The 16,813-nt window shown below is 56.6% G+C and carries 19 protein-coding genes; 13 read left to right on the top strand and 6 right to left on the bottom strand.

Annotated elements, in window-relative coordinates:
* Positions 1-522 precede the first annotated feature (522 nt).
* The 4 genes from AAAC48_RS00320 to AAAC48_RS00305 all read left to right on the top strand — a co-directional run bounded on the left by AAAC48_RS00320 (position 523) and on the right by AAAC48_RS00305 (position 3,505).
* Positions 523-1,323, top strand: coding sequence for a transporter substrate-binding domain-containing protein (locus AAAC48_RS00320; protein WP_340652256.1), 801 nt, complete (start codon positions 523-525; stop codon positions 1,321-1,323).
* Between the two features lie 69 nt (positions 1,324-1,392).
* Complete coding sequence (locus AAAC48_RS00315) at positions 1,393-2,055, top strand: amino acid ABC transporter permease (protein ID WP_340652255.1); 663 nt, start codon at positions 1,393-1,395, stop codon at positions 2,053-2,055.
* 4 nt (positions 2,056-2,059) lie between these two features.
* Complete coding sequence (locus AAAC48_RS00310; RefSeq protein ID WP_340652254.1) at positions 2,060-2,722, top strand: amino acid ABC transporter permease; 663 nt, start codon at positions 2,060-2,062, stop codon at positions 2,720-2,722.
* Between the two features lie 12 nt (positions 2,723-2,734).
* Positions 2,735-3,505, top strand: coding sequence for an amino acid ABC transporter ATP-binding protein (locus AAAC48_RS00305; RefSeq protein WP_340652253.1), 771 nt, complete (start codon positions 2,735-2,737; stop codon positions 3,503-3,505).
* On the opposite strand, the gene AAAC48_RS00300 is transcribed toward AAAC48_RS00305, so the two are convergent.
* From AAAC48_RS00300 to AAAC48_RS00285, 4 genes are all read right to left on the bottom strand, one after another.
* Positions 3,491-3,904: a DoxX family protein gene (locus AAAC48_RS00300; RefSeq protein ID WP_340652252.1), complete on the bottom strand. Its 414-nt coding sequence runs from the start codon at positions 3,902-3,904 to the stop codon at positions 3,491-3,493. The genes AAAC48_RS00305 and AAAC48_RS00300 overlap by 15 nt on opposite strands.
* Positions 3,905-4,104: 200 nt before the next feature.
* Positions 4,105-4,281, bottom strand: coding sequence for a Flp family type IVb pilin (locus tag AAAC48_RS00295; RefSeq protein WP_340652251.1), 177 nt, complete (start codon positions 4,279-4,281; stop codon positions 4,105-4,107).
* Between the two features lie 192 nt (positions 4,282-4,473).
* Positions 4,474-4,749, bottom strand: coding sequence for a hypothetical protein (locus tag AAAC48_RS00290; RefSeq protein WP_340652250.1), 276 nt, complete (start codon positions 4,747-4,749; stop codon positions 4,474-4,476).
* Between the two features lie 81 nt (positions 4,750-4,830).
* Positions 4,831-5,172: a hypothetical protein gene (locus AAAC48_RS00285; protein WP_340652249.1), complete on the bottom strand. Its 342-nt coding sequence runs from the start codon at positions 5,170-5,172 to the stop codon at positions 4,831-4,833.
* 244 nt (positions 5,173-5,416) lie between these two features.
* Between AAAC48_RS00285 and AAAC48_RS00280 the strand changes: the two genes are divergently transcribed.
* The 6 genes from AAAC48_RS00280 (at position 5,417) to AAAC48_RS00255 (ending at position 11,311) form a co-directional block, all read left to right on the top strand.
* The gene (locus tag AAAC48_RS00280; RefSeq protein WP_340652248.1) at positions 5,417-6,772 is read left to right on the top strand and encodes an LLM class flavin-dependent oxidoreductase; all 1,356 of its coding nucleotides are present in this window, start codon (positions 5,417-5,419) and stop codon (positions 6,770-6,772) included.
* A gap of 31 nt (positions 6,773-6,803) precedes the next feature.
* Positions 6,804-7,694, top strand: coding sequence for an ABC transporter ATP-binding protein (locus tag AAAC48_RS00275; protein ID WP_340652247.1), 891 nt, complete (start codon positions 6,804-6,806; stop codon positions 7,692-7,694).
* A 1-nt stretch (position 7,695) separates the two neighbouring features.
* Positions 7,696-8,772 carry an ABC transporter substrate-binding protein gene (locus AAAC48_RS00270; RefSeq protein ID WP_340652246.1) on the top strand — a complete coding sequence of 359 codons (1,077 nt, stop codon included), beginning with the start codon at positions 7,696-7,698 and terminating at the stop codon, positions 8,770-8,772.
* Between the two features lie 132 nt (positions 8,773-8,904).
* Positions 8,905-9,645 carry an ABC transporter permease gene (locus tag AAAC48_RS00265; RefSeq protein WP_340652245.1) on the top strand — a complete coding sequence of 247 codons (741 nt, stop codon included), beginning with the start codon at positions 8,905-8,907 and terminating at the stop codon, positions 9,643-9,645.
* A complete protein-coding gene (locus tag AAAC48_RS00260; protein ID WP_340652244.1) occupies positions 9,645-10,430 on the top strand; it encodes an ABC transporter permease in 786 nt (261 codons plus the stop codon). Before AAAC48_RS00265 ends, AAAC48_RS00260 begins: the two co-directional genes overlap by 1 nt.
* 11 nt (positions 10,431-10,441) lie before the next feature.
* On the top strand, positions 10,442-11,311 hold the full coding sequence (locus AAAC48_RS00255) for an NADPH-dependent oxidoreductase (protein WP_340652243.1): 870 nt from the start codon (positions 10,442-10,444) through the stop codon (positions 11,309-11,311).
* A 16-nt stretch (positions 11,312-11,327) separates the two neighbouring features.
* Here the strand turns inward: AAAC48_RS00255 and AAAC48_RS00250 are convergent, their stop codons facing one another.
* On the bottom strand, positions 11,328-12,152 hold the full coding sequence (locus tag AAAC48_RS00250) for a class I SAM-dependent methyltransferase (RefSeq protein ID WP_340652242.1): 825 nt from the start codon (positions 12,150-12,152) through the stop codon (positions 11,328-11,330).
* A 276-nt stretch (positions 12,153-12,428) separates the two neighbouring features.
* On the opposite strand from AAAC48_RS00250, the gene AAAC48_RS00245 reads away from it, so the two are divergent.
* On the top strand, positions 12,429-13,850 hold the full coding sequence (locus AAAC48_RS00245; protein WP_340652241.1) for an ISNCY family transposase: 1,422 nt from the start codon (positions 12,429-12,431) through the stop codon (positions 13,848-13,850).
* 301 nt (positions 13,851-14,151) lie between these two features.
* On the top strand, positions 14,152-15,558 hold the full coding sequence (locus AAAC48_RS00240) for an ISNCY family transposase (RefSeq protein WP_340652240.1): 1,407 nt from the start codon (positions 14,152-14,154) through the stop codon (positions 15,556-15,558).
* On the opposite strand, the gene AAAC48_RS00235 is transcribed toward AAAC48_RS00240, so the two are convergent.
* Complete coding sequence (locus AAAC48_RS00235) at positions 15,545-16,285, bottom strand: hypothetical protein (protein ID WP_340652239.1); 741 nt, start codon at positions 16,283-16,285, stop codon at positions 15,545-15,547. The two genes, AAAC48_RS00240 and AAAC48_RS00235, sit on opposite strands and share 14 nt — an antisense overlap.
* Positions 16,286-16,596: 311 nt before the next feature.
* Between AAAC48_RS00235 and AAAC48_RS00230 the strand changes: the two genes are divergently transcribed.
* Positions 16,597-16,813: helix-turn-helix domain-containing protein (locus AAAC48_RS00230; protein WP_340652238.1), on the top strand; the 217-nt coding region annotated here is incomplete at its 3' end.

Genomic DNA, 16,813 nt, shown 5'->3' with positions numbered 1-16,813 from the left:
ATGAAAACCGACAAGGCATTGACCGCCATGGCTGAAAGCCGCGTAAACGCAGCAGCCGCCTGATATTTCCAGCATCCTGCGAGAGCCCGCATCCCTTCGGCGATGCGGGCTTTTCCATTTCGGATTCGGCCCAAAATCGGAACAATCATCGCGCGGGCCCGTTCTCGAACATGCATAAGAGACGAGGCTTGATATGGCAAAGAGAATTGATACCGGAGATGCAAAACAGGGCAGGGCTACCCGCTTCTGGCCATTTTGACCGTGTCGCTTGGGCTGGCGGCACTCGTCTGGCTCGCCGTCGAGATTTACGGTCAATTCATCGCCCACGGCATGTGAGGCGGACAGTTCCCCGACCGATAATTGCCTATTGACAAGTCGCAGTGGCTGTCATTCTATTGGCAATCCATTATTAGGTACTATATTCCATTATAATGGACTACCAATAAAACATTCGCTTGACGGATAGGGGAACTAAAAATGTTCAAACAACTGTACCTGGTGGCTACGGTCGCTGCCGTTGCCATGCTGCCCTCAACCGGCGCTTTTGCCCAAGAGACCAAAAGCAAGCTTGATGAAGTTCTTGCCCGTGGTCATCTGGTTCTCGGGACTGGAAGCACCAATGCGCCGTGGCATTTCAAAAGCGCAGATGACAAGCTGCAAGGCTTCGACATTGACATGGGCCACATCATTGCCAAGGCGCTTTTCAACGATCCGGACAAAATCGAATTCGTCAACCAGTCTTCGGATGCCCGTATTCCCAACATAACCACTGACAAGGTCGATATCACCTGCCAGTTCATGACCGTTACCGGTGAACGGGCTCAGCAGATCGCTTTCACGATCCCCTACTACCGGGAAGGTGTTGGCCTGATGCTTAAAGCGGACAGCAAATATGCCGACTATGCCGCGCTGAAGGCCGCCGGCTCCTCGGCCACCATTTCAGTGCTGCAGAACGTCTATGCCGAAAGCATGGTGCATGCGGCTTTGCCGGAAGCCAAGGTCGATCAATATGAATCCGTCGATCTGATCTATCAGGCGCTGGAGTCCGGCCGTGCCGATGCCGCCGCAACGGATCAGTCGTCGCTCGCATGGTACATGACCCAGAACCAGGGACGCTATAAGGATGCGGGCTATGGTTGGAACCCCCAGACCTATGCCTGCGGCGTCAAGCGCGGCGACCAGGATTGGCTGAACTTCGTCAATACGGCGCTGCACGAAGCGATGACAGGTTTCGAGTTCGATTACTATGCGAAATCGTTCAAGACCTGGTTCGGCAAGGATCTGACACCACCGCAAATCGGTTTTCCCGTCGAATTCAAGTAACTTGCGCTCACACCACGGCTTCGGTTGTTCCGAGGCCGTGCCCTCCTGGTTTCGAACGGTGAGCACTTCATGGGCTATACACTGAATTTTGCTGCAGTTTGGCGCAGTTTCGACCTCTTGCTCGAGGGGCTGGCGCTCAGCCTTGCTCTGGCCTTTGGCGCGATCTTGATCGGTGCCGTGATTGGCCTTGTCACTGCGTTCTGTCTGATCTCAAAGAATGGCTTCATAAAGCGTCCGGCCGGCATCTACGTGACCATCATTCGCAACACACCGATCCTCGTGCTCGTCCTGTTCACCTATTTCGCGCTGCCACAATTGGGTTTCCGGCTGGGGAAAATTGAAAGTTTCGTCTTCACGCTTGCCCTCTATTCCGGTGCATATCTGGCCGAGGTGTTCCGCGCGGGCCTTCTGTCCATTCCCGGCGGTTTGCGCGAAGCGGGCCTCGCCATCGGCCTCACGGAAATGCAGATACGGACCTCAATCATAGCACCGCTCATGTTCCGCAATATCCTGCCGTCGCTGAGCAGCACCGTCATCTCATTGTTCAAGGATACGTCACTCGCTGCGGCGATTGCCGTGCCGGAACTGACCTTCGAGGCGCGCAAGATCAACGTCGAAACGTTCCGTGTCATCGAAACCTGGATCGTTGCGAGCTGCCTCTACGTCTTCACCTGTTCGATCCTCGCCGCGCTGATGCGCGCTGTCGAGCGTCGCCTATCATTGCCGAGGTGATGTGATGGATATTGCTCATTTCCTCGATGTTCTCTGGTTGGCCAGGATGCCTATCCTCAAAGGTCTTGGCGTTACCATCTCTATTTCACTGTTGGCGATTTGCTTCGGCACGGTGCTCGGGGTCTTTGTCGGTCTGGCTCTGACCTATGGCGTACGTCCTCTCCAGTGGATCGTTCGCGGCTATACGGACTTCATCCGTGGTACGCCAGTGCTGGTCCTTGTTCTTGCAAGCTATTATGTGCTCGGTACCATCGGCCTCGATCTTGGGCCATTTCAGGCCGGCGTTCTGGCGCTAGCCGTCTTCTGCAGCTCCCACGTAGGGGAAATTGTTCGCGGTGCCCTGCAGTCCATTCCCAAAGGACAGACGGAAGCAGCTAAGGCCATTGGCCTGACCTTTCCCCAGACCTTTGCCTATGTGCTCGGCCCGCAGGCGCTGCGTCAGGTCCTCCCGGCTTGGGTCAACACGGCTGCCGAGATGGTCAAGGCGTCAACCCTGCTTTCAATCATCGGCGTCGCCGAACTGCTGCTGCGCACCCAGGAGCTGATTTCGCGATCCTTCATGAGCCTCGAATTCTATTTCTTCGCAGGCTTTCTCTATTTCATAATCAACTATGCCATCGAGCGTTTCGGCCGATATGTCGAACGCAAGACTGCGGTTCCATCTTAAAGGCGTCCCACGATGTCAAACCATCTTCTTGAAATTCGCGACCTGCACAAAAGCTATGGTGAGGTCGAAGTCCTGAAAGGTGTCGACTGCACCATGTCGCAGGGTGATGTCATCAGCATCATCGGGTCGAGCGGCTCCGGCAAGACAACCATGCTGCGCTGCATCAACATGCTGGAAGAATTCCAGGGCGGTTCGATCAGCATAGATGGGGAGGAGATAGGCTATGAAATCATTGGCGGCCAGCGCCGCCGCAAGAAGGAGAAAGAGATCGCGCGCCAGCGGGCACTGACCGGCATGGCGTTCCAGCAGTTCAACTTGTTCCCACATATGACGGCCGCCCGCAATGTCATGCTCGGCCTGATGAAGGTCAAGAAACTGACCAAGGAGGAGGCGCGCGCAATCGCGGAGAAATGGCTGGACCGTGTCGGCCTTCGCGCGCGTGCCGATCATTTCCCTGGCCAGCTTTCGGGTGGCCAGCAGCAGCGCGTGGCGATCGCCCGGGCAATCGCCATGAACCCCAGGCTGATGCTGTTCGATGAAGTCACGTCCGCGCTCGATCCGGAGCTCGTCAACGAAGTGCTGCAGGTGATCAAGACACTGGCCCAGGATGGCATGAGCATGCTGCTGGTAACCCACGAGATGCGGTTCGCCTATGAGGTTTCCAACCGTGTTATCTTCATGAACCAGGGGCGGATTGGCGAAGAGGGCAATCCGCGGGAGATGTTCCACAAGCCGAAGAGCGAGCGGCTCGCGGAGTTCCTGAAGACATCAAGCTTCGGCTGACGTACTCCGCATACCGCGCTGCAGCCGCTCATCCACCGACCAGGCGCCCGGACCAAAAGCAATCAGGGCCAGAAAGCCACCGGCAATGGCGATGTTCTTGTTGAAATTGATTACCTGTTCCAGATTGCTGAAATCGGAATGGAACAGCAAGGCTGTCAACAGACAGAAACCCGCGAGCGCTAGAGCCGCATAACGTGTCATGAAACCAGCTGCGACCAGGATTCCGCCGCCGAGTTCGGTGAGAATGACGAGCGGCAGAAGCTTCGCCGAAACGCCATTGGCTTCCATATAATCGCCAGTCGCTGCGTATTCAGTAATCTTCGCCCAGCCTTCCATCACGAAGATATAAGCCAGAAACAGTCTCGCCAGCAGCGCAATTGGTGCCTGAAATCTCTGCATGCTCTCCTCCGCAATATGGCGATACATTGGTTACTACAGTAGAAACACGGGAGCAGATGGATTTATTCGCCGCTGGAAATGGAAAAGGCCACCTGAAGGTGGCCTGATCGTTCCATTGCACAAGATGCCAGATGTCGTCCGGATGGCGACATTTGGGATTCCGCTGGGGCCGAACTTGCGACCGGCCCCACCCGGATAGATTACGGATTGGCAGCGTTCATCTTGGTGGAGAGCTTGGCAAATACGCCGCTGATGCTCGTTCCAAGCGTGGTAGCCGCAGTGATGATACCGACCGAAATCAGGGCTGCAATCAGGCCATATTCGATAGCTGTTGCGCCGGATTCATCTTTAAGGAAGCGTGCGAAGAGGGTTGTCATGATCAATATCCTGTTGCTCTGTTTTGTTTGTTTGACGCGGTTTTGTTGAACCGTCGTGAACATAGGTCGCAGGGGTTTACAGGCATCTTAAGGAATATGGTTGACGAAATCTGACCGGTTTTCTTGCTTAATTTCAGATTATTCGAGTTGCTTGCATTTGTATTAAATGTAGCTGCCGCGCTGCGGGCAAAATCAATGGCCAAGAAAGAACCGGATTGCATCGAAAACAGCCAGAGACACCATCGATACCGCCAGGGTGATGACCAGGCCTCTCTCGAAGTTGCCGAGGCGGTTCGTGGTCTGGACGAGCTTGCCATCCCAGTAGAGATTGCCCGTCTCTTCATGGATGCCAAACTGGTCGCTGCCTTTGGCCGACAGCTGTCTAACGTTGCGCGGCCAGTGTGACGGCGCAGGTTCACGGGAAAATCGGCTATTTCTAATGTCCGACAAGTCAGTTTCCAGTCGCATTTTGGGCTCCTCTTTGACCGGCAACACAACAGGCGCGCGCCAGTAAATCAAGAGGTGTTGGCGAGTGATTGTAAGTGTCGGTTAACGCTCGGCCAGCAATCGAAAGGCGTCGACAAGAATTGCCAGAAATACACCAGATCCGGTCGTGATCACGCCAGCGAGGAACAGGCGGCTTGCCCTGTCGTAGACTATTTTCTTCAGCGATTCAGTCTTCAGGAGATAGGAAAGCGATCGCAGCTGAAGAACAATGCCGATCGATATCAGGACAAGCGTCGGCAGATCCACTAGCTTCCACGGTATTGGGTTACTTGCCCACTGGGTAAGAAATCCAAGGGAGAATGAAAGTACAACGCCAACTACGGTAATTGTACCGTTGCGGAAAAGTGTTTCGATCAGATGTTCGTCGTCGTCGTTGAGATTCATTCCCGCTTCCCTTCGAACGACCATTCGCTCTCTATACAATCAACTATTTCTAGCAGGCGAATACAAGGCTGAGCGTCGTTCTGGCACCACACCAATCCCGGATTGCTTTCGAAAAACAACCTCAGATAGCAACTGATCGTAAATCAATAAAACCCCGCAGGCCGAATTTTAAAGAATACCATTTCTGTCGTGATTAAAATTTGCAGCCTAGGCTTTCCGAAAACAGGGATCGGGAAGCTGAACCATGAGCAAACGTGCTGGCCAATTGAAACTGGGAGCATTCCTTTATCCGACCGGACATCATATCGCGGCGTGGCGCCACCCGCAGGCCCAGGCCGACGCTGGATCGAATTTCGCGCACTATGCCGAGCTCGCCCGTATCGCTGAAGCGGCGAAATTCGATCTGATCTTTATGGCCGATGGGGTTGGCACGCGTGGCACCGATACGGAGGCGCTTAGCCGGACTGCAATCCGCTACGTGGCTCAGTTCGAACCGCTGACGCTGCTGTCAGCTCTTGCAGCGCTCACGAAACGCGTCGGGTTTGTGGCAACAGCATCCACGACCTACAACGAACCCTACCATATTGCCCGCAAATTCGCATCGCTCGACCATCTTAGTGGCGGCCGCGCCGGCTGGAACCTTGTGACATCAGCCAGCGAGGATGAAGCCCATAACTTCAACCGCGATCATCATGTAGCTCATGCGGAACGATACGAGCGCGCCGAAGAATTCGCCGATGTCGTTCGCGGGCTGTGGGACACATGGGAGGAGGACGCGTTCCTGCGCGACAAGGAAAGCGGGATCTACTATGACCCTTCAAAACAGCACCTGCTCAATCATCGCGGCAAACATTTCAAGGTGCGCGGCCCGCTCAATGTCGCACGCGCGCCGCAGGGGCATCCGGTGATTGTTCAGGCAGGTTCATCGGAACCGGGCAAGCACTTGGCCGCTCGCACCGCCGAAGTCATCTTCACCGCGCACCAGAATATTGAGGACGCCCGCACCTTCTACAGCGATGTGAAGGGCAGACTTGCCCGGCTCGGCCGGTCGCCGGACGACCTGAAGATCATGCCCGGTATATTCCCGGTGATCGGTCGAACGGAATCGGAGGCGCAGGAAAAATTCGAGCAGATCCAGGAATTGATCCATCCGGCCGTCGGCCTGTCGCTGCTCAATGGCATGGCGGGGGACGTCGATCTTTCAAGATATCCGCTGGATGGGCCATTGCCGGAAGTCACCGAGACCAATGGCAGCAAGAGCCGCCAGAAGCTGATGGTCGATCTTGCCCGCCGTGAGAATTTGACGATCCGTCAGCTTTATCTGCGTGTGGCCGGTGCGCGCGGCCATTGGCAGATGGTCGGTACGCCGGAACAGATCGTCGACCAGATGGAAGAATGGTTTACCACTGGCGCGGCCGACGGGTTCAATGTCATGCCGCCGCATCTACCCGTCGGACTTACGGATTTCGTGCAGCATATCGTGCCCGAACTGCGCCGCCGTGGCCTCTTCCGCACTGAATATGAGGGCAGCACGCTTCGCAGCCACCTTGGCCTGCGTGAGCCGCAGCATCCGGCGCGTTCTGCTGTTGCCGCAGAATAATCCTGTCCAATCAAGCAAGAAAGACAGCACCATGATCAGTAAAGCCCATCTGAGGATCAGCAATGTCAGCCGGCGCTTTCGCGTCAATGGCGGCGACCTTACAGCACTCGACCAGGTCAGTCTCGATGTTCGGGCCGGCGAGTTTGTCACCATCGTCGGTGCCAGCGGCTGTGGCAAGTCGACATTGCTGCGCCTTGGCGCCGGGCTCGATGTCGAGCATGACGGTATAATTGAACATGATGGCAAGCCTGTCACCGGCCCGAGTCTCGATCGCGGTATCGTCTTCCAGGAGCCGCGCCTCTTTCCGTGGCTGACAGTCGAGCGCAATGTTGCCCTCGGGCTTGAAAATGCGCTCTTTTCCAAGGCGGAAAAACGCGATCTGGTGGCAAAGCAGATCGCACTGGTGGGCCTGACAGGGTTCGAGAAGGCCTATCCGCATCAGCTTTCCGGGGGGATGGCGCAACGCGCCGGGATTGCACGGGGTCTCGTCAACCGCCCCGATGTGCTCTTTCTCGACGAACCATTCGGCGCGCTCGATGCCATCACCAAAGCGCGCCTTCAGGGCGAGCTGCAGGACATCTGGGCCAGGGAACAGATCACCATGGTGCTTGTCACACATGATGTGGACGAAGCGGTCTACCTTGGCGACCGCGTGGTGATCATGTCGCCGCGCCCCGGCCGGATCAGAGAAATTGAGGCTGTTGATCTGCCGCATCCGCGTGAGCGCACATCGTCGCGACTAGCAAGTATCCGCAATCACGTTCTCGATATTCTCAACACGACGACTAGCGGCGATCAGCCGAAGACGGCAGCGAAGCAACCAACATCCCAAAAGCGTCCAGTCGTGAGGCCCGGACCAGTTCACGCTGCCTTGCGCACCAAGCCCGCAGGGCAGCCACTCTTTTCAACGACGGAGATATAACATGACGCTATCCAGCTTCACCCGACGCGCGACATTGGCAGTCTTCGCGCTAGCCTTCATTGCATCGCCGGCCTTGGCCGAAGAACCACTGACGATCAATATCGGCTACGCCGCGATAGGTCTTGATAACCGCCCCTATGCGGAAGGAACGTCGGCCGCGACAGCGAGGGCAGGGGAGTATCTTGAGAAGGAATTCGCCAATGATCCAAACGTCAAAATCGAGTGGTTCTTCTTCAAGGGCGCCGGCCCGGCAGTCAACGAGGCGTTTGCCAACAATCAGCTCGACTTTGCCTATCAGGGCGATCTTCCGTCTTTGATTGGCCGCGCGAATGGCCTGAAAACAAAGTACCTGCTGGCGAGCGGTGCACGCAAACCGCTCTATCTCGCCGTCGCCAAGGATTCCACGATCAAGTCGGTGGCGGATCTCAAAGGCAAGAAGGTTGCTTATCAGCGCGGCACCAACGGGCATCTGGCGGCCATCAAGATCCTCGAGGCCAACGGCCTAAGCGAGAAGGATATCCAGGTCATCAACCTCGACAGCGCTGGCACTGTCGCCGCGCTGACCAGCCAGGATATCGACGCGGCTTTTGGTGATACGACCTTGATCAATCTCGCCTCCAAAGGCAACGCCAAGGTCATCTATACCACCAAGGGTGATGATCCCCGTTTCGGGCGCAACGCCGGAATTATCGGACGCGAGGATTTCATCGATAAATATCCTGAGGTCACCCAGCGTGTTGTCGATGCTTTCGTCAAGGCAGCACAGTGGTCTTCGGATGAACCAAACCGTGCGGCGCTCTTCGAACTGTGGCACAAGTCCGGCACGCCCGTCCCGATCCTTGAGGATTATTTTAGTAACGACAAGCTGGCCTATCGCAATTCGCCGCTCATCGACGACCTGCTGGTCTCTCAGTACGAGGAGCAAGGCATCAAGGCCAAGGAGTTCGGCCTGATCCGCCGCGATGTCAGCACCAAGGGCTGGTTCGAACCGAAATACCTTAAAGCTTCGCTGGAAAAACTCGGATTGCAGAATTTTTGGCAAGCCTATGGTGCAAACGGCAAGCCGCTTGGATCGTAGTGAGATAGTACACAGGCCAATCATATGAGCATGATATCCGAGAGCGTATCCCTTGCCCCGCCACCCACAGAGAAGAGGATAACAGGGCGAGGGTTCCTGTCCATAAGCCGTCGTGGGCTCCGTCGGTTCGCAGTGGCACTGGTTCTGCCCTTTGGCTTGCTCCTCGCCTGGTGGATCGCGTCCAGCCGGGGATGGTTGCCGGAGCAGATTCTTCCATCGCCGGCCTATGTCTATTCCACGGCACTGGAGATGATTGTCTCCGGTGAAATCTTCTATCACGCTGGCGTCAGCCTGCGCCGCGTGGTGATTGGCTTCCTGTTCGGCGCGCTCGCCGGACTAACACTTGGCATGGCGATGGGATTGTCACGCCGGGTGGATGATTATGTAAGGCCGCTGTTTTTGGCCTTCGCCCAGATACCGACGCTCGGCTGGATCCCACTCCTGATGCTGATCTTCGGGATTGGTGAGACACTCAAGATCATCGTCATCGCCAAGGGCGCCCTGGTTCCTATGACGATAAACACTGCGGCGGGTATCCGTGCGGTTCCCGCCAGGTTCGTTGAAGTCGGCCGTGCCCTGCGTTTCAGCCGTCTGCAGACCTTGCGTCTGATCGTTCTACCGGGCGCGGCTCCATCCATTTTCACCGGAATTCGCTACGGCCTGACCCATTCATGGACAGCGCTGGTCGGCGTCGAGTTGCTCGCCTCTTCCGAAGGGCTCGGCTATCTGCTGGTCTGGGGGAGACAGATGTTCTGGCTTGATGTGGTGATCGTCGCGATGATCGCTGTTGGTGTTATCGGCTTCTTGATGGACAAGGGGCTGGATGCTTCCGAAATCTATGTGCAGCGCTGGAAGCATGGGGAGGGCGATTGATGACTCTGGCCACCTTTCAATCCAGGCGTGCGGTCAAGATACGTCGTGGATTGACACTCCCTGTTCTACTCCTTGTTCTGTGGGAGGTGTCGAGCCGCAGTGGCTTGGTGGATGCCCGCTTCCTGCCTTCACTGGAAGAGGTTTTTTTCACCGTCAAGCGTGAATTGATCGATAACAATCTGATCGGTGAACTCGGATTCAGCCTGTTTCGCAATGTTGCGGGCTTCCTCATCGGTTCAGTGATCGGCATTCTTTTTGCGACACTGCTCGCGCTGTCGCGTACTGCCGATGCTCTGATCACGCCAACTTTCAACGGGCTCAAACAGATATCTCTCCTGGCATGGATCCCGCTGATCTCGATCTGGTTCGGCTTTGGCGAACAGGCGAAGATTGTCTTCGTCGCCATCGCAGCTTTCATCCCGGTTGTGCTCAACACCTATGAAGGCATGCGCAATGCGCCCCGCGATCTAATTGAAGTCGGCCACGCCCTGCAGTTCACGCCGCTGCAGCGGATCACACGTATATTCCTCCCGTCTGCCTTGCCTGCGATCGCAACCGGCGTGCATCTCGGGCTGATCTACTCCTGGCTGGCGACTGTGGGGGCCGAATATTTTCTGGCGGTTGGACCCGGCGTAGGCGGACTGATCATCGCAGGCCGCGAGCGTTTCGACATGGCGCTTGTCATGGTTGGAGTAATCATCCTCGGTGTCGTCGGCTTTATTCTCAACCGGCTCGCCGCTACAGTTGAATCCTATCTCCTGCGCTGGCGTGTCAACGTCCATTGAAAGTATACCTGATGCCTATAGCTGCCACGAACCGTCTGAAGTCTTGCCAACAAAGTCCGGACGAACGCCTCGAAGCACTTCTACAAGTGCGTTACGGTGATGACCGAACTCAATCCGGCGGCGTGCGCCTAACGCAAGCCATCGACACGTTGCTATCCCACAGGACGGTGCGCTCCTATTTGCCAACGCCTGTATCAACCGAAACCCTGGAACTTGCGATCGCTGCTGCGCAATCGGCATCGACGTCTTCGAACCTGCAGGCGTGGAGTGTCATCGCGGTCGAAGATGAGGGCCGCAAGGCGCGCATCAATGCGGTCGCCGGCAATCAACGGCAGATCGAACAGGCGCCATTGCTGCTTATCTGGCTGGCGGACCTGTCGCGTCTGCGCCGCATAGCTGACGCGCAGGATTCTGCATCCGATGGGTTGGATTACCTCGAGAGCTTCCTGCTCGCCGTAATCGACGCCGCGCTTGCAGCACAGAATGCATTGATCGCACTGGAATCGCTGGGGCTTGGCACCTGCTATATCGGCGCTATACGCAATGATCCGGTCACCGTTGCGCATGAACTAAATCTTCCAAAGCAAGTCTTCCCGGTTTTCGGTCTGACCGTGGGTTTCCCTGATCCAGCGGTCAAGAGCGATGTCAAGCCGCGACTGCCGCAGACCGTTGTCCTGCACCACGAACAATATCGCGATAACCCGAGCGAGAAAGAATTACGCGCCTACAATCAAACCTTAAGGGCCTTCCAGAAAATCCAGTCCATCGCTCCTGTTGACTGGTCGGAACAGGCTGCTCACCGCGTTGCTACCAAGGAATCGTTGAAGAACCGCGACAAGCTGTCTGCGATCCTCAAGGATTTTGGCTTCCAGCTGAAATAGTCAACCGCCCGTCGCCCTACCTCCGGGCGATGAACTCAATGGGGGCGATGACGCCGTACTGCAGAGCTTCAAACAGGTTGGCCAGCCGCTGTGTCGCGGCTGAGCCCATGATAACGTGAAGCCCCAAGGGGGGTGGACCGTCAATCGCAGCCTTCTCGCGCATTTCACGGCTGAGCGTCAAAGCAAGATCGCGGCGGCTGTGTGCCTGTTCGATCTCGAAACCCTGAGCCCTCAACAATTCGCGGTAGGTTTCCGGAGTTTCGACGAAGCTCGTCTCAACGGTGTCTGCCCACGGCATTGGATAGGTAAGCGGCATATCGCGGGCGCGCATTATATCATAGACACCAAAGAGCATGCCAGGCTTCAGCACACGGTGTGCCTCGGCAAACAATTTCGCCTTGTCTTCAATGTTCATACCGACATGGATCATGCTTGCGGCATCGAAACTGTGGTCCTCGAAGGGAAGCGCCAGTGCGCTTGCCTGATGATAGGAAATTCTGTCGTCGAGTCCGCAGCGATCGGTAAGCGCCTCTGCTACCTCGACCAATTCTGCTGTGAGATCGACGCCGGTGACGCGGCATTCATATGTCTCCGCGAGGTAGCGCGCCGGCCCGCCTATACCGCAGCCGATATCAAGAAGGTGCATGTGCGGCTCAAGACCAAGATCCTTGCCAAATGCTATGGTCGCCGCGCGCCAGCCAAGATGAAACTCATCTAATGCCGAGAGATCGGAGGCGACCAGATTGTCTATGTCCTTGCCGCTCGCGGTCAAGGCAGCAAGGATCGTCCGTTCCAGCGAGCCATGGGTGTAGTGTTGTGCAACCTGTTCTTCGGTGTTCATCGGCATTCCAATCCAGACCGACTGACATTCCTGTCATAAGTATACGCCGCCCATGTCAAGTGATACAGATCCGGTTTGCGAATAGCTGTGCTAGCCGCGATGAACGTCAGCAAAGGCAGTTCCATAACTGTCATTATGTGATTTCATCGTGTAGCAGCAATTTAGTAATGAGACATATGGGCAAATTAGAGGTGCGACAGCGCCTCTGCCCTCCGATCCACCTGTACTGAGGAAAGGAAGGTTTGGCGTTTTCATCCATCCGATTTTGGAGCTGCCATGCCTTGTCTTGTTACGATGTCCCAGAAAGAGCTTCACCGCCTGGAGGCGGTTCAAAAAGTCAAAGACGATCGGTTGAGTGTCAGCAACGCTGCCAGGCTTCTGTCGATCAGCCGCAGCCATATGCACCGCCTGCTGCAGGCTTATGATCGTGAAGGTTCTGGCGGACTTGTCTCGAAGAAGCGCGGCCGTCCGAGCAATCGGCGTTATCCGGAAGCCTTTCGCAATACGGTTCTGGATATCGTGCGTGAACACTATCATGACTTCGGCCCGACGCTTGCCTGCGAGAAGCTGGCCGAGCGTCACGGGATCGGGATCAGCAAGGAGACCTTGCGTCAATGGATGACGCAGGCCGGTCTGTGGACCTCGCGTCAGGAGCGCCGGAAGCATTTGCATCAGCCCCGCAATCGCCGCGAATGCTTCGGCGAGCTGGTGCAGATCGACGGCTCACATCATTGGTGGTTCGAAGATCGCGGTCCCAAATGCGCGCTTTTGGTTTTCATTGATGATGCGACGGGCAAGCTCCTTCACTTACGCTTTGCCAGGTCGGAGAACACGTTCGACTATTTCCATGCCACCAAGGCCTATCTGCAGGAATGGGGCAAGCCGCTGGCCTTTTACAGTGACAAGCATGGCATCTTCCGCACAACCCATGCTTCTAACCTGGACCGGACGAGCGGCTTCACGCAATTTGGCCGTGCGCTGCACGAGCTCAACATCGACATCATCTGCGCCAATACCCCGCAGGCCAAAGGCCGGGTTGAGCGCGCCAACCAGACCCTGCAGGACCGGCTGGTCAAGGAACTGCGTCTGCATGATATCAGCACGATCGAGGCAGCCAATGACTTTGCGCCAGCGTTCATTGCTGCTTTCAACGCGCGCTTTGGCAAGGAGCCGCGCAATGCCAAGGCCATGCACCGCCCCCTCGCCGATCACGAGAACCTCGATGGTGTCATGTGCCGCAAGGAAATGCGCAAGCTGTCGCAGACACTGACGCTGCGCTACGACAAGGTGCTGTTCATCCTCGAGCCGACGGAGGCTGCCAAGCGGCTGGCGGGTCAGAAGGTTATCGTCTGCGACTACCCGGACGGCCGCCTCGAGGTCATGCACGACGGGGTCACCCTGCCCTACAGAACCTTCGACAAACTGCGTTCGGTGCAGCGGTCGGAAGTTGTCGAGAACAAGCGCCTTGACGAGGTCCTTGCCTTCGTCTCGCAGACGCAATCCGGCCGTGAGCTCCAGCGCAGCCAGCACGGGCCGCGCCGCACGGGCCAGACGAACCACATGTTCGCCATTCCTGACGGCAGCCAGAGCAATGGCTATCAGAAGCGCGGGCGCAAACCACGGACGGATTATATGAACGATCCTGCTGTCATTGCCCGCCGCGAGCAAGCACTGGCGAGAATGAAGGCGGCGGAATGACTGATGGGATCAGGCTGTCAAAGCTGAAGTATTCCTCGCAACGATCTTATCCGCCACCGCCCGGGCTGCGCAACACGAACTCGCTGCGCCCGGTCGGCGGCTGGCGTTGCTGCCTTACGAGAGGAAATGCCAAAAGCAATACTGATCATAAAGTATGTTATTGTTGCATTTCTATATTGCCAACAATGTCTCTTCTTTAAAATGCTTTGACACATCGTGTAGCCGCAAAGTTGAAGTGTCCTGATCCTGCAAAGTAAGAATGTCACTCTCCCCGCGTTTTGAATGGCGTGGGAGATTGCGGATGGGATTGATTGCGATGAGCGAGCGTGATCTGCAGAGGATTGAGGTTTTGTCGAAGGTCATCGACGGCCGAACGACGATCATTTCGGCGGCCCGTGTGCTGGCGCTGAGCACGCGCCAGGTGCGTCGACTGCTGGAGCGGATCCGGGCGGACGGTGCGGCCTCGATCCGGCACAGGGCCCGCGGCCGGCCGTCGAACAACCGGATTTGCGACGGCGTGCGCGACTATGCCGTGGCGATTGTGCGCGAGCGCTATGCCGATTTCGGTCCGACCTTGGCGGCAGAGAAGCTGGCCGAAGAGCACGGGCTGACGGTGTCGCGCGAGACGCTGCGTAGCTGGATGACGGAGGCTGGATTATGGTTGTCACGCCAGCAACGCCGGACGTTTCATCAGCCTCGGTTGCGGCGCGAAGCCTATGGCGAGCTGGTGCAGATCGACGGGTCCGAGCATCGCTGGTTTGAAGATCGTGGGCCGCCCTGTTCGCTGCTGGTGTTCATCGACGATGCGACCGGCAAGCTGATGCAGTTGCGCGTCGTGCGGTCAGAAAGTGCGTTTAGCTATTTTGGGGCGCTGGAGCTTTATCTGAAGGCGCATGGCGCTCCGGTTGCCTTTTATTCGGACAAGCATTCGGTGTTTCGGGTGGCGAAGAAGGATGCCAAAGGTGGTCAGGGCATGACCCAGTTCGGCCGGGCGCTGTCGGAGTTAAACATCGAGATTCTTTGTGCAAATTCGAGCCAGGCCAAGGGCCGTGTCGAGCGGATGAACCGGACGCTACAGGATCGGCTGGTCAAGGAATTGCGGCTGGCCGGCATCTGCGACATGGAAGCCGGTAATGCGTTCTTGCCTGGCTTCATGGAGCGCTATAACGCCCGGTTTGCGGTTACCCCTGCCCGGTCCGGCGACCTGCATCGACCCGTCAATCTTGCGCTGGATCGGCTCCGGGAGATCCTGTGCAAGCGCGAGCAGCGCTACGTCGGCGCGCAGCTGACGTTTTCGTTCGAGCGCACGCGGATCATGCTCGAGGAGAATGAGGTGACGTGCGGGCTGGTCGGTCGCTATGTCGAGACCTACGCCTACGCCGACGGCCGACTTGACATTCGCTGGAAGGGGCATTCCCTGCCCTACAGGACGTTCGACAAGGACCAACGGGTGACGCATGCGGCGATCATCGAGAACAAGCGCCTCGGCGACGTTCTGGCCTATATCAAGGAGCGGCAGGAGGTGCAGACGCCAAAGGTCAAGACCAATAGCGAGAAGAATGGCTATAAGCCGCGAGGTCAAAAGCCCGGACGGACGAAAGATTTCGGGAACGATCCGGCCGTGATCGCTCGACGTCAACGGGCGCTTTCCCAGCAAAGTGCAATGGAGCAAGGGCAGTCTTACCCGACACAGTTCAATGGAGGGTAAATTCGGATTGCGTGTCTGATTCCAGCCTTAAACAGGCAGCCCACAACGGTGTCTTGTGGTAGGTTCCGTCCTGCAGAATAGTCAATCCCTCGCGATCTTCGTGTAGCAATCCCAACCAGCACAGGGGACGAATGATGTCGTAGCGGAACTCCGACTTTACCGTCCAAGCTTCGACAGTCACTTCTGCTTGCTCCGCCGGGTATGACTCGCTCGGGTATAACTCGTTCACCAGATCGTTCAGCGAACAGCCCTTTCCTGCCTTGATATTGATAAGATTGAGAAAGACGTGCCACCAACGCATCCGCTCATGGACATCCTGCTGCGTCTGACCATCGTGGATATAAGCATAGAGATAATCCGTCGCGATCAGATTGAAGAAGGCCTGCGGTCTTGCCAGAAAGTCCCGGCCACGTTTGGTGGGAAGCAGGGTGTCTTTTTTTCGCCGAAGAAGTTTTAAATGGCTGAGCATGTCTCGGACCACCCAAAGCGGCGGCATGTCAGCTTCATTGAGAACTTTGTTGACGCTGTACAGGTCCTCACAGGTGTAGTCAGGCCACTCGAAGTGAACAGCGGCCCAGTGCACGAACTTGCGGTTCATCGCGCCCGTCACTGTCAGTCCAATGCCCCCTTCGGTGTTGGCATAAGATACGGTCATGATCATGCCGCGAACCAGCGGTGACAGGGTCAGTACATCAACGTCGGCAAGCAGCTCAATTTTGGGAAGCATTGCGTAATCCTGGCAGAACCAACTGGAGTGTCGATCCGATCCAGATCATTCCCCAGGAGCGCGATGATTGAAACCCTAAAAGCTAAAGCCGAAGGGTGCCCCTCACCCGCCCCGATCTGTCCTTGCAACCCGGACCAGCCGGCCAGATCGGGGCTGATCATCGTGCCGCGTAGCAGCGCAAAGTGACATCTTTACTTTGCGCAACGGCGGACAATTCAACTTGGCCGCCACATCTATGTAGCCGGTGGGTTCTATTTCGAAGCGCGACTTTGTAGCGATAACAATGGCTTATCGCATCAAAGGAATTGCCCATGAACCGACCGCTTCGCCCCTATTCTCAGATCACTCTCGACGAACGTCGCAAAATCGAGCGCTGGCATGCTGCGCAGGTCAGCGCCGATGTCATCGCGGAGAAACTCGGACGACATCGTTCAACGATCTTTCGCGAGCTGAAGCGTAATCGCTTCGAGGATCCCGAGATGCGTGAACTTTCGGGCTATTACGGTCTGACCGCCGACGCCAGGTCAA

This window comes from Phyllobacterium sp. (assembly GCF_037994405.1).
Lineage (GTDB): Bacteria > Pseudomonadota > Alphaproteobacteria > Rhizobiales > Rhizobiaceae > Phyllobacterium.
Note: the sequence above shows the minus strand (reverse complement) of the source record. Positions and strands in the feature narration are given on the sequence as shown.

What these genes read in the sequence shown, in the direction of transcription:
- AAAC48_RS00320 (WP_340652256.1), top strand. Translation starts at nt 523, where the DNA reads ATGCTGCCCTCAACCGGCGCTTTTGCCCAAGAGACCAAAAGCAAGCTT.
- AAAC48_RS00315 (WP_340652255.1), top strand. Translation starts at nt 1,393, where the DNA reads ATGGGCTATACACTGAATTTTGCTGCAGTTTGGCGCAGTTTCGACCTC.
- AAAC48_RS00310 (WP_340652254.1), top strand. Translation starts at nt 2,060, where the DNA reads ATGGATATTGCTCATTTCCTCGATGTTCTCTGGTTGGCCAGGATGCCT.
- AAAC48_RS00305 (WP_340652253.1), top strand. Translation starts at nt 2,735, where the DNA reads ATGTCAAACCATCTTCTTGAAATTCGCGACCTGCACAAAAGCTATGGT.
- AAAC48_RS00300 (WP_340652252.1), bottom strand. Translation starts at nt 3,904, where the DNA reads ATGCAGAGATTTCAGGCACCAATTGCGCTGCTGGCGAGACTGTTTCTG.
- AAAC48_RS00295 (WP_340652251.1), bottom strand. Translation starts at nt 4,281, where the DNA reads ATGACAACCCTCTTCGCACGCTTCCTTAAAGATGAATCCGGCGCAACA.
- AAAC48_RS00290 (WP_340652250.1), bottom strand. Translation starts at nt 4,749, where the DNA reads ATGCGACTGGAAACTGACTTGTCGGACATTAGAAATAGCCGATTTTCC.
- AAAC48_RS00285 (WP_340652249.1), bottom strand. Translation starts at nt 5,172, where the DNA reads ATGAATCTCAACGACGACGACGAACATCTGATCGAAACACTTTTCCGC.
- AAAC48_RS00280 (WP_340652248.1), top strand. Translation starts at nt 5,417, where the DNA reads ATGAGCAAACGTGCTGGCCAATTGAAACTGGGAGCATTCCTTTATCCG.
- AAAC48_RS00275 (WP_340652247.1), top strand. Translation starts at nt 6,804, where the DNA reads ATGATCAGTAAAGCCCATCTGAGGATCAGCAATGTCAGCCGGCGCTTT.
- AAAC48_RS00270 (WP_340652246.1), top strand. Translation starts at nt 7,696, where the DNA reads ATGACGCTATCCAGCTTCACCCGACGCGCGACATTGGCAGTCTTCGCG.
- AAAC48_RS00260 (WP_340652244.1), top strand. Translation starts at nt 9,645, where the DNA reads ATGACTCTGGCCACCTTTCAATCCAGGCGTGCGGTCAAGATACGTCGT.
- AAAC48_RS00255 (WP_340652243.1), top strand. Translation starts at nt 10,442, where the DNA reads ATGCCTATAGCTGCCACGAACCGTCTGAAGTCTTGCCAACAAAGTCCG.
- AAAC48_RS00250 (WP_340652242.1), bottom strand. Translation starts at nt 12,152, where the DNA reads ATGAACACCGAAGAACAGGTTGCACAACACTACACCCATGGCTCGCTG.
- AAAC48_RS00245 (WP_340652241.1), top strand. Translation starts at nt 12,429, where the DNA reads ATGCCTTGTCTTGTTACGATGTCCCAGAAAGAGCTTCACCGCCTGGAG.
- AAAC48_RS00240 (WP_340652240.1), top strand. Translation starts at nt 14,152, where the DNA reads ATGGGATTGATTGCGATGAGCGAGCGTGATCTGCAGAGGATTGAGGTT.
- AAAC48_RS00235 (WP_340652239.1), bottom strand. Translation starts at nt 16,285, where the DNA reads ATGCTTCCCAAAATTGAGCTGCTTGCCGACGTTGATGTACTGACCCTG.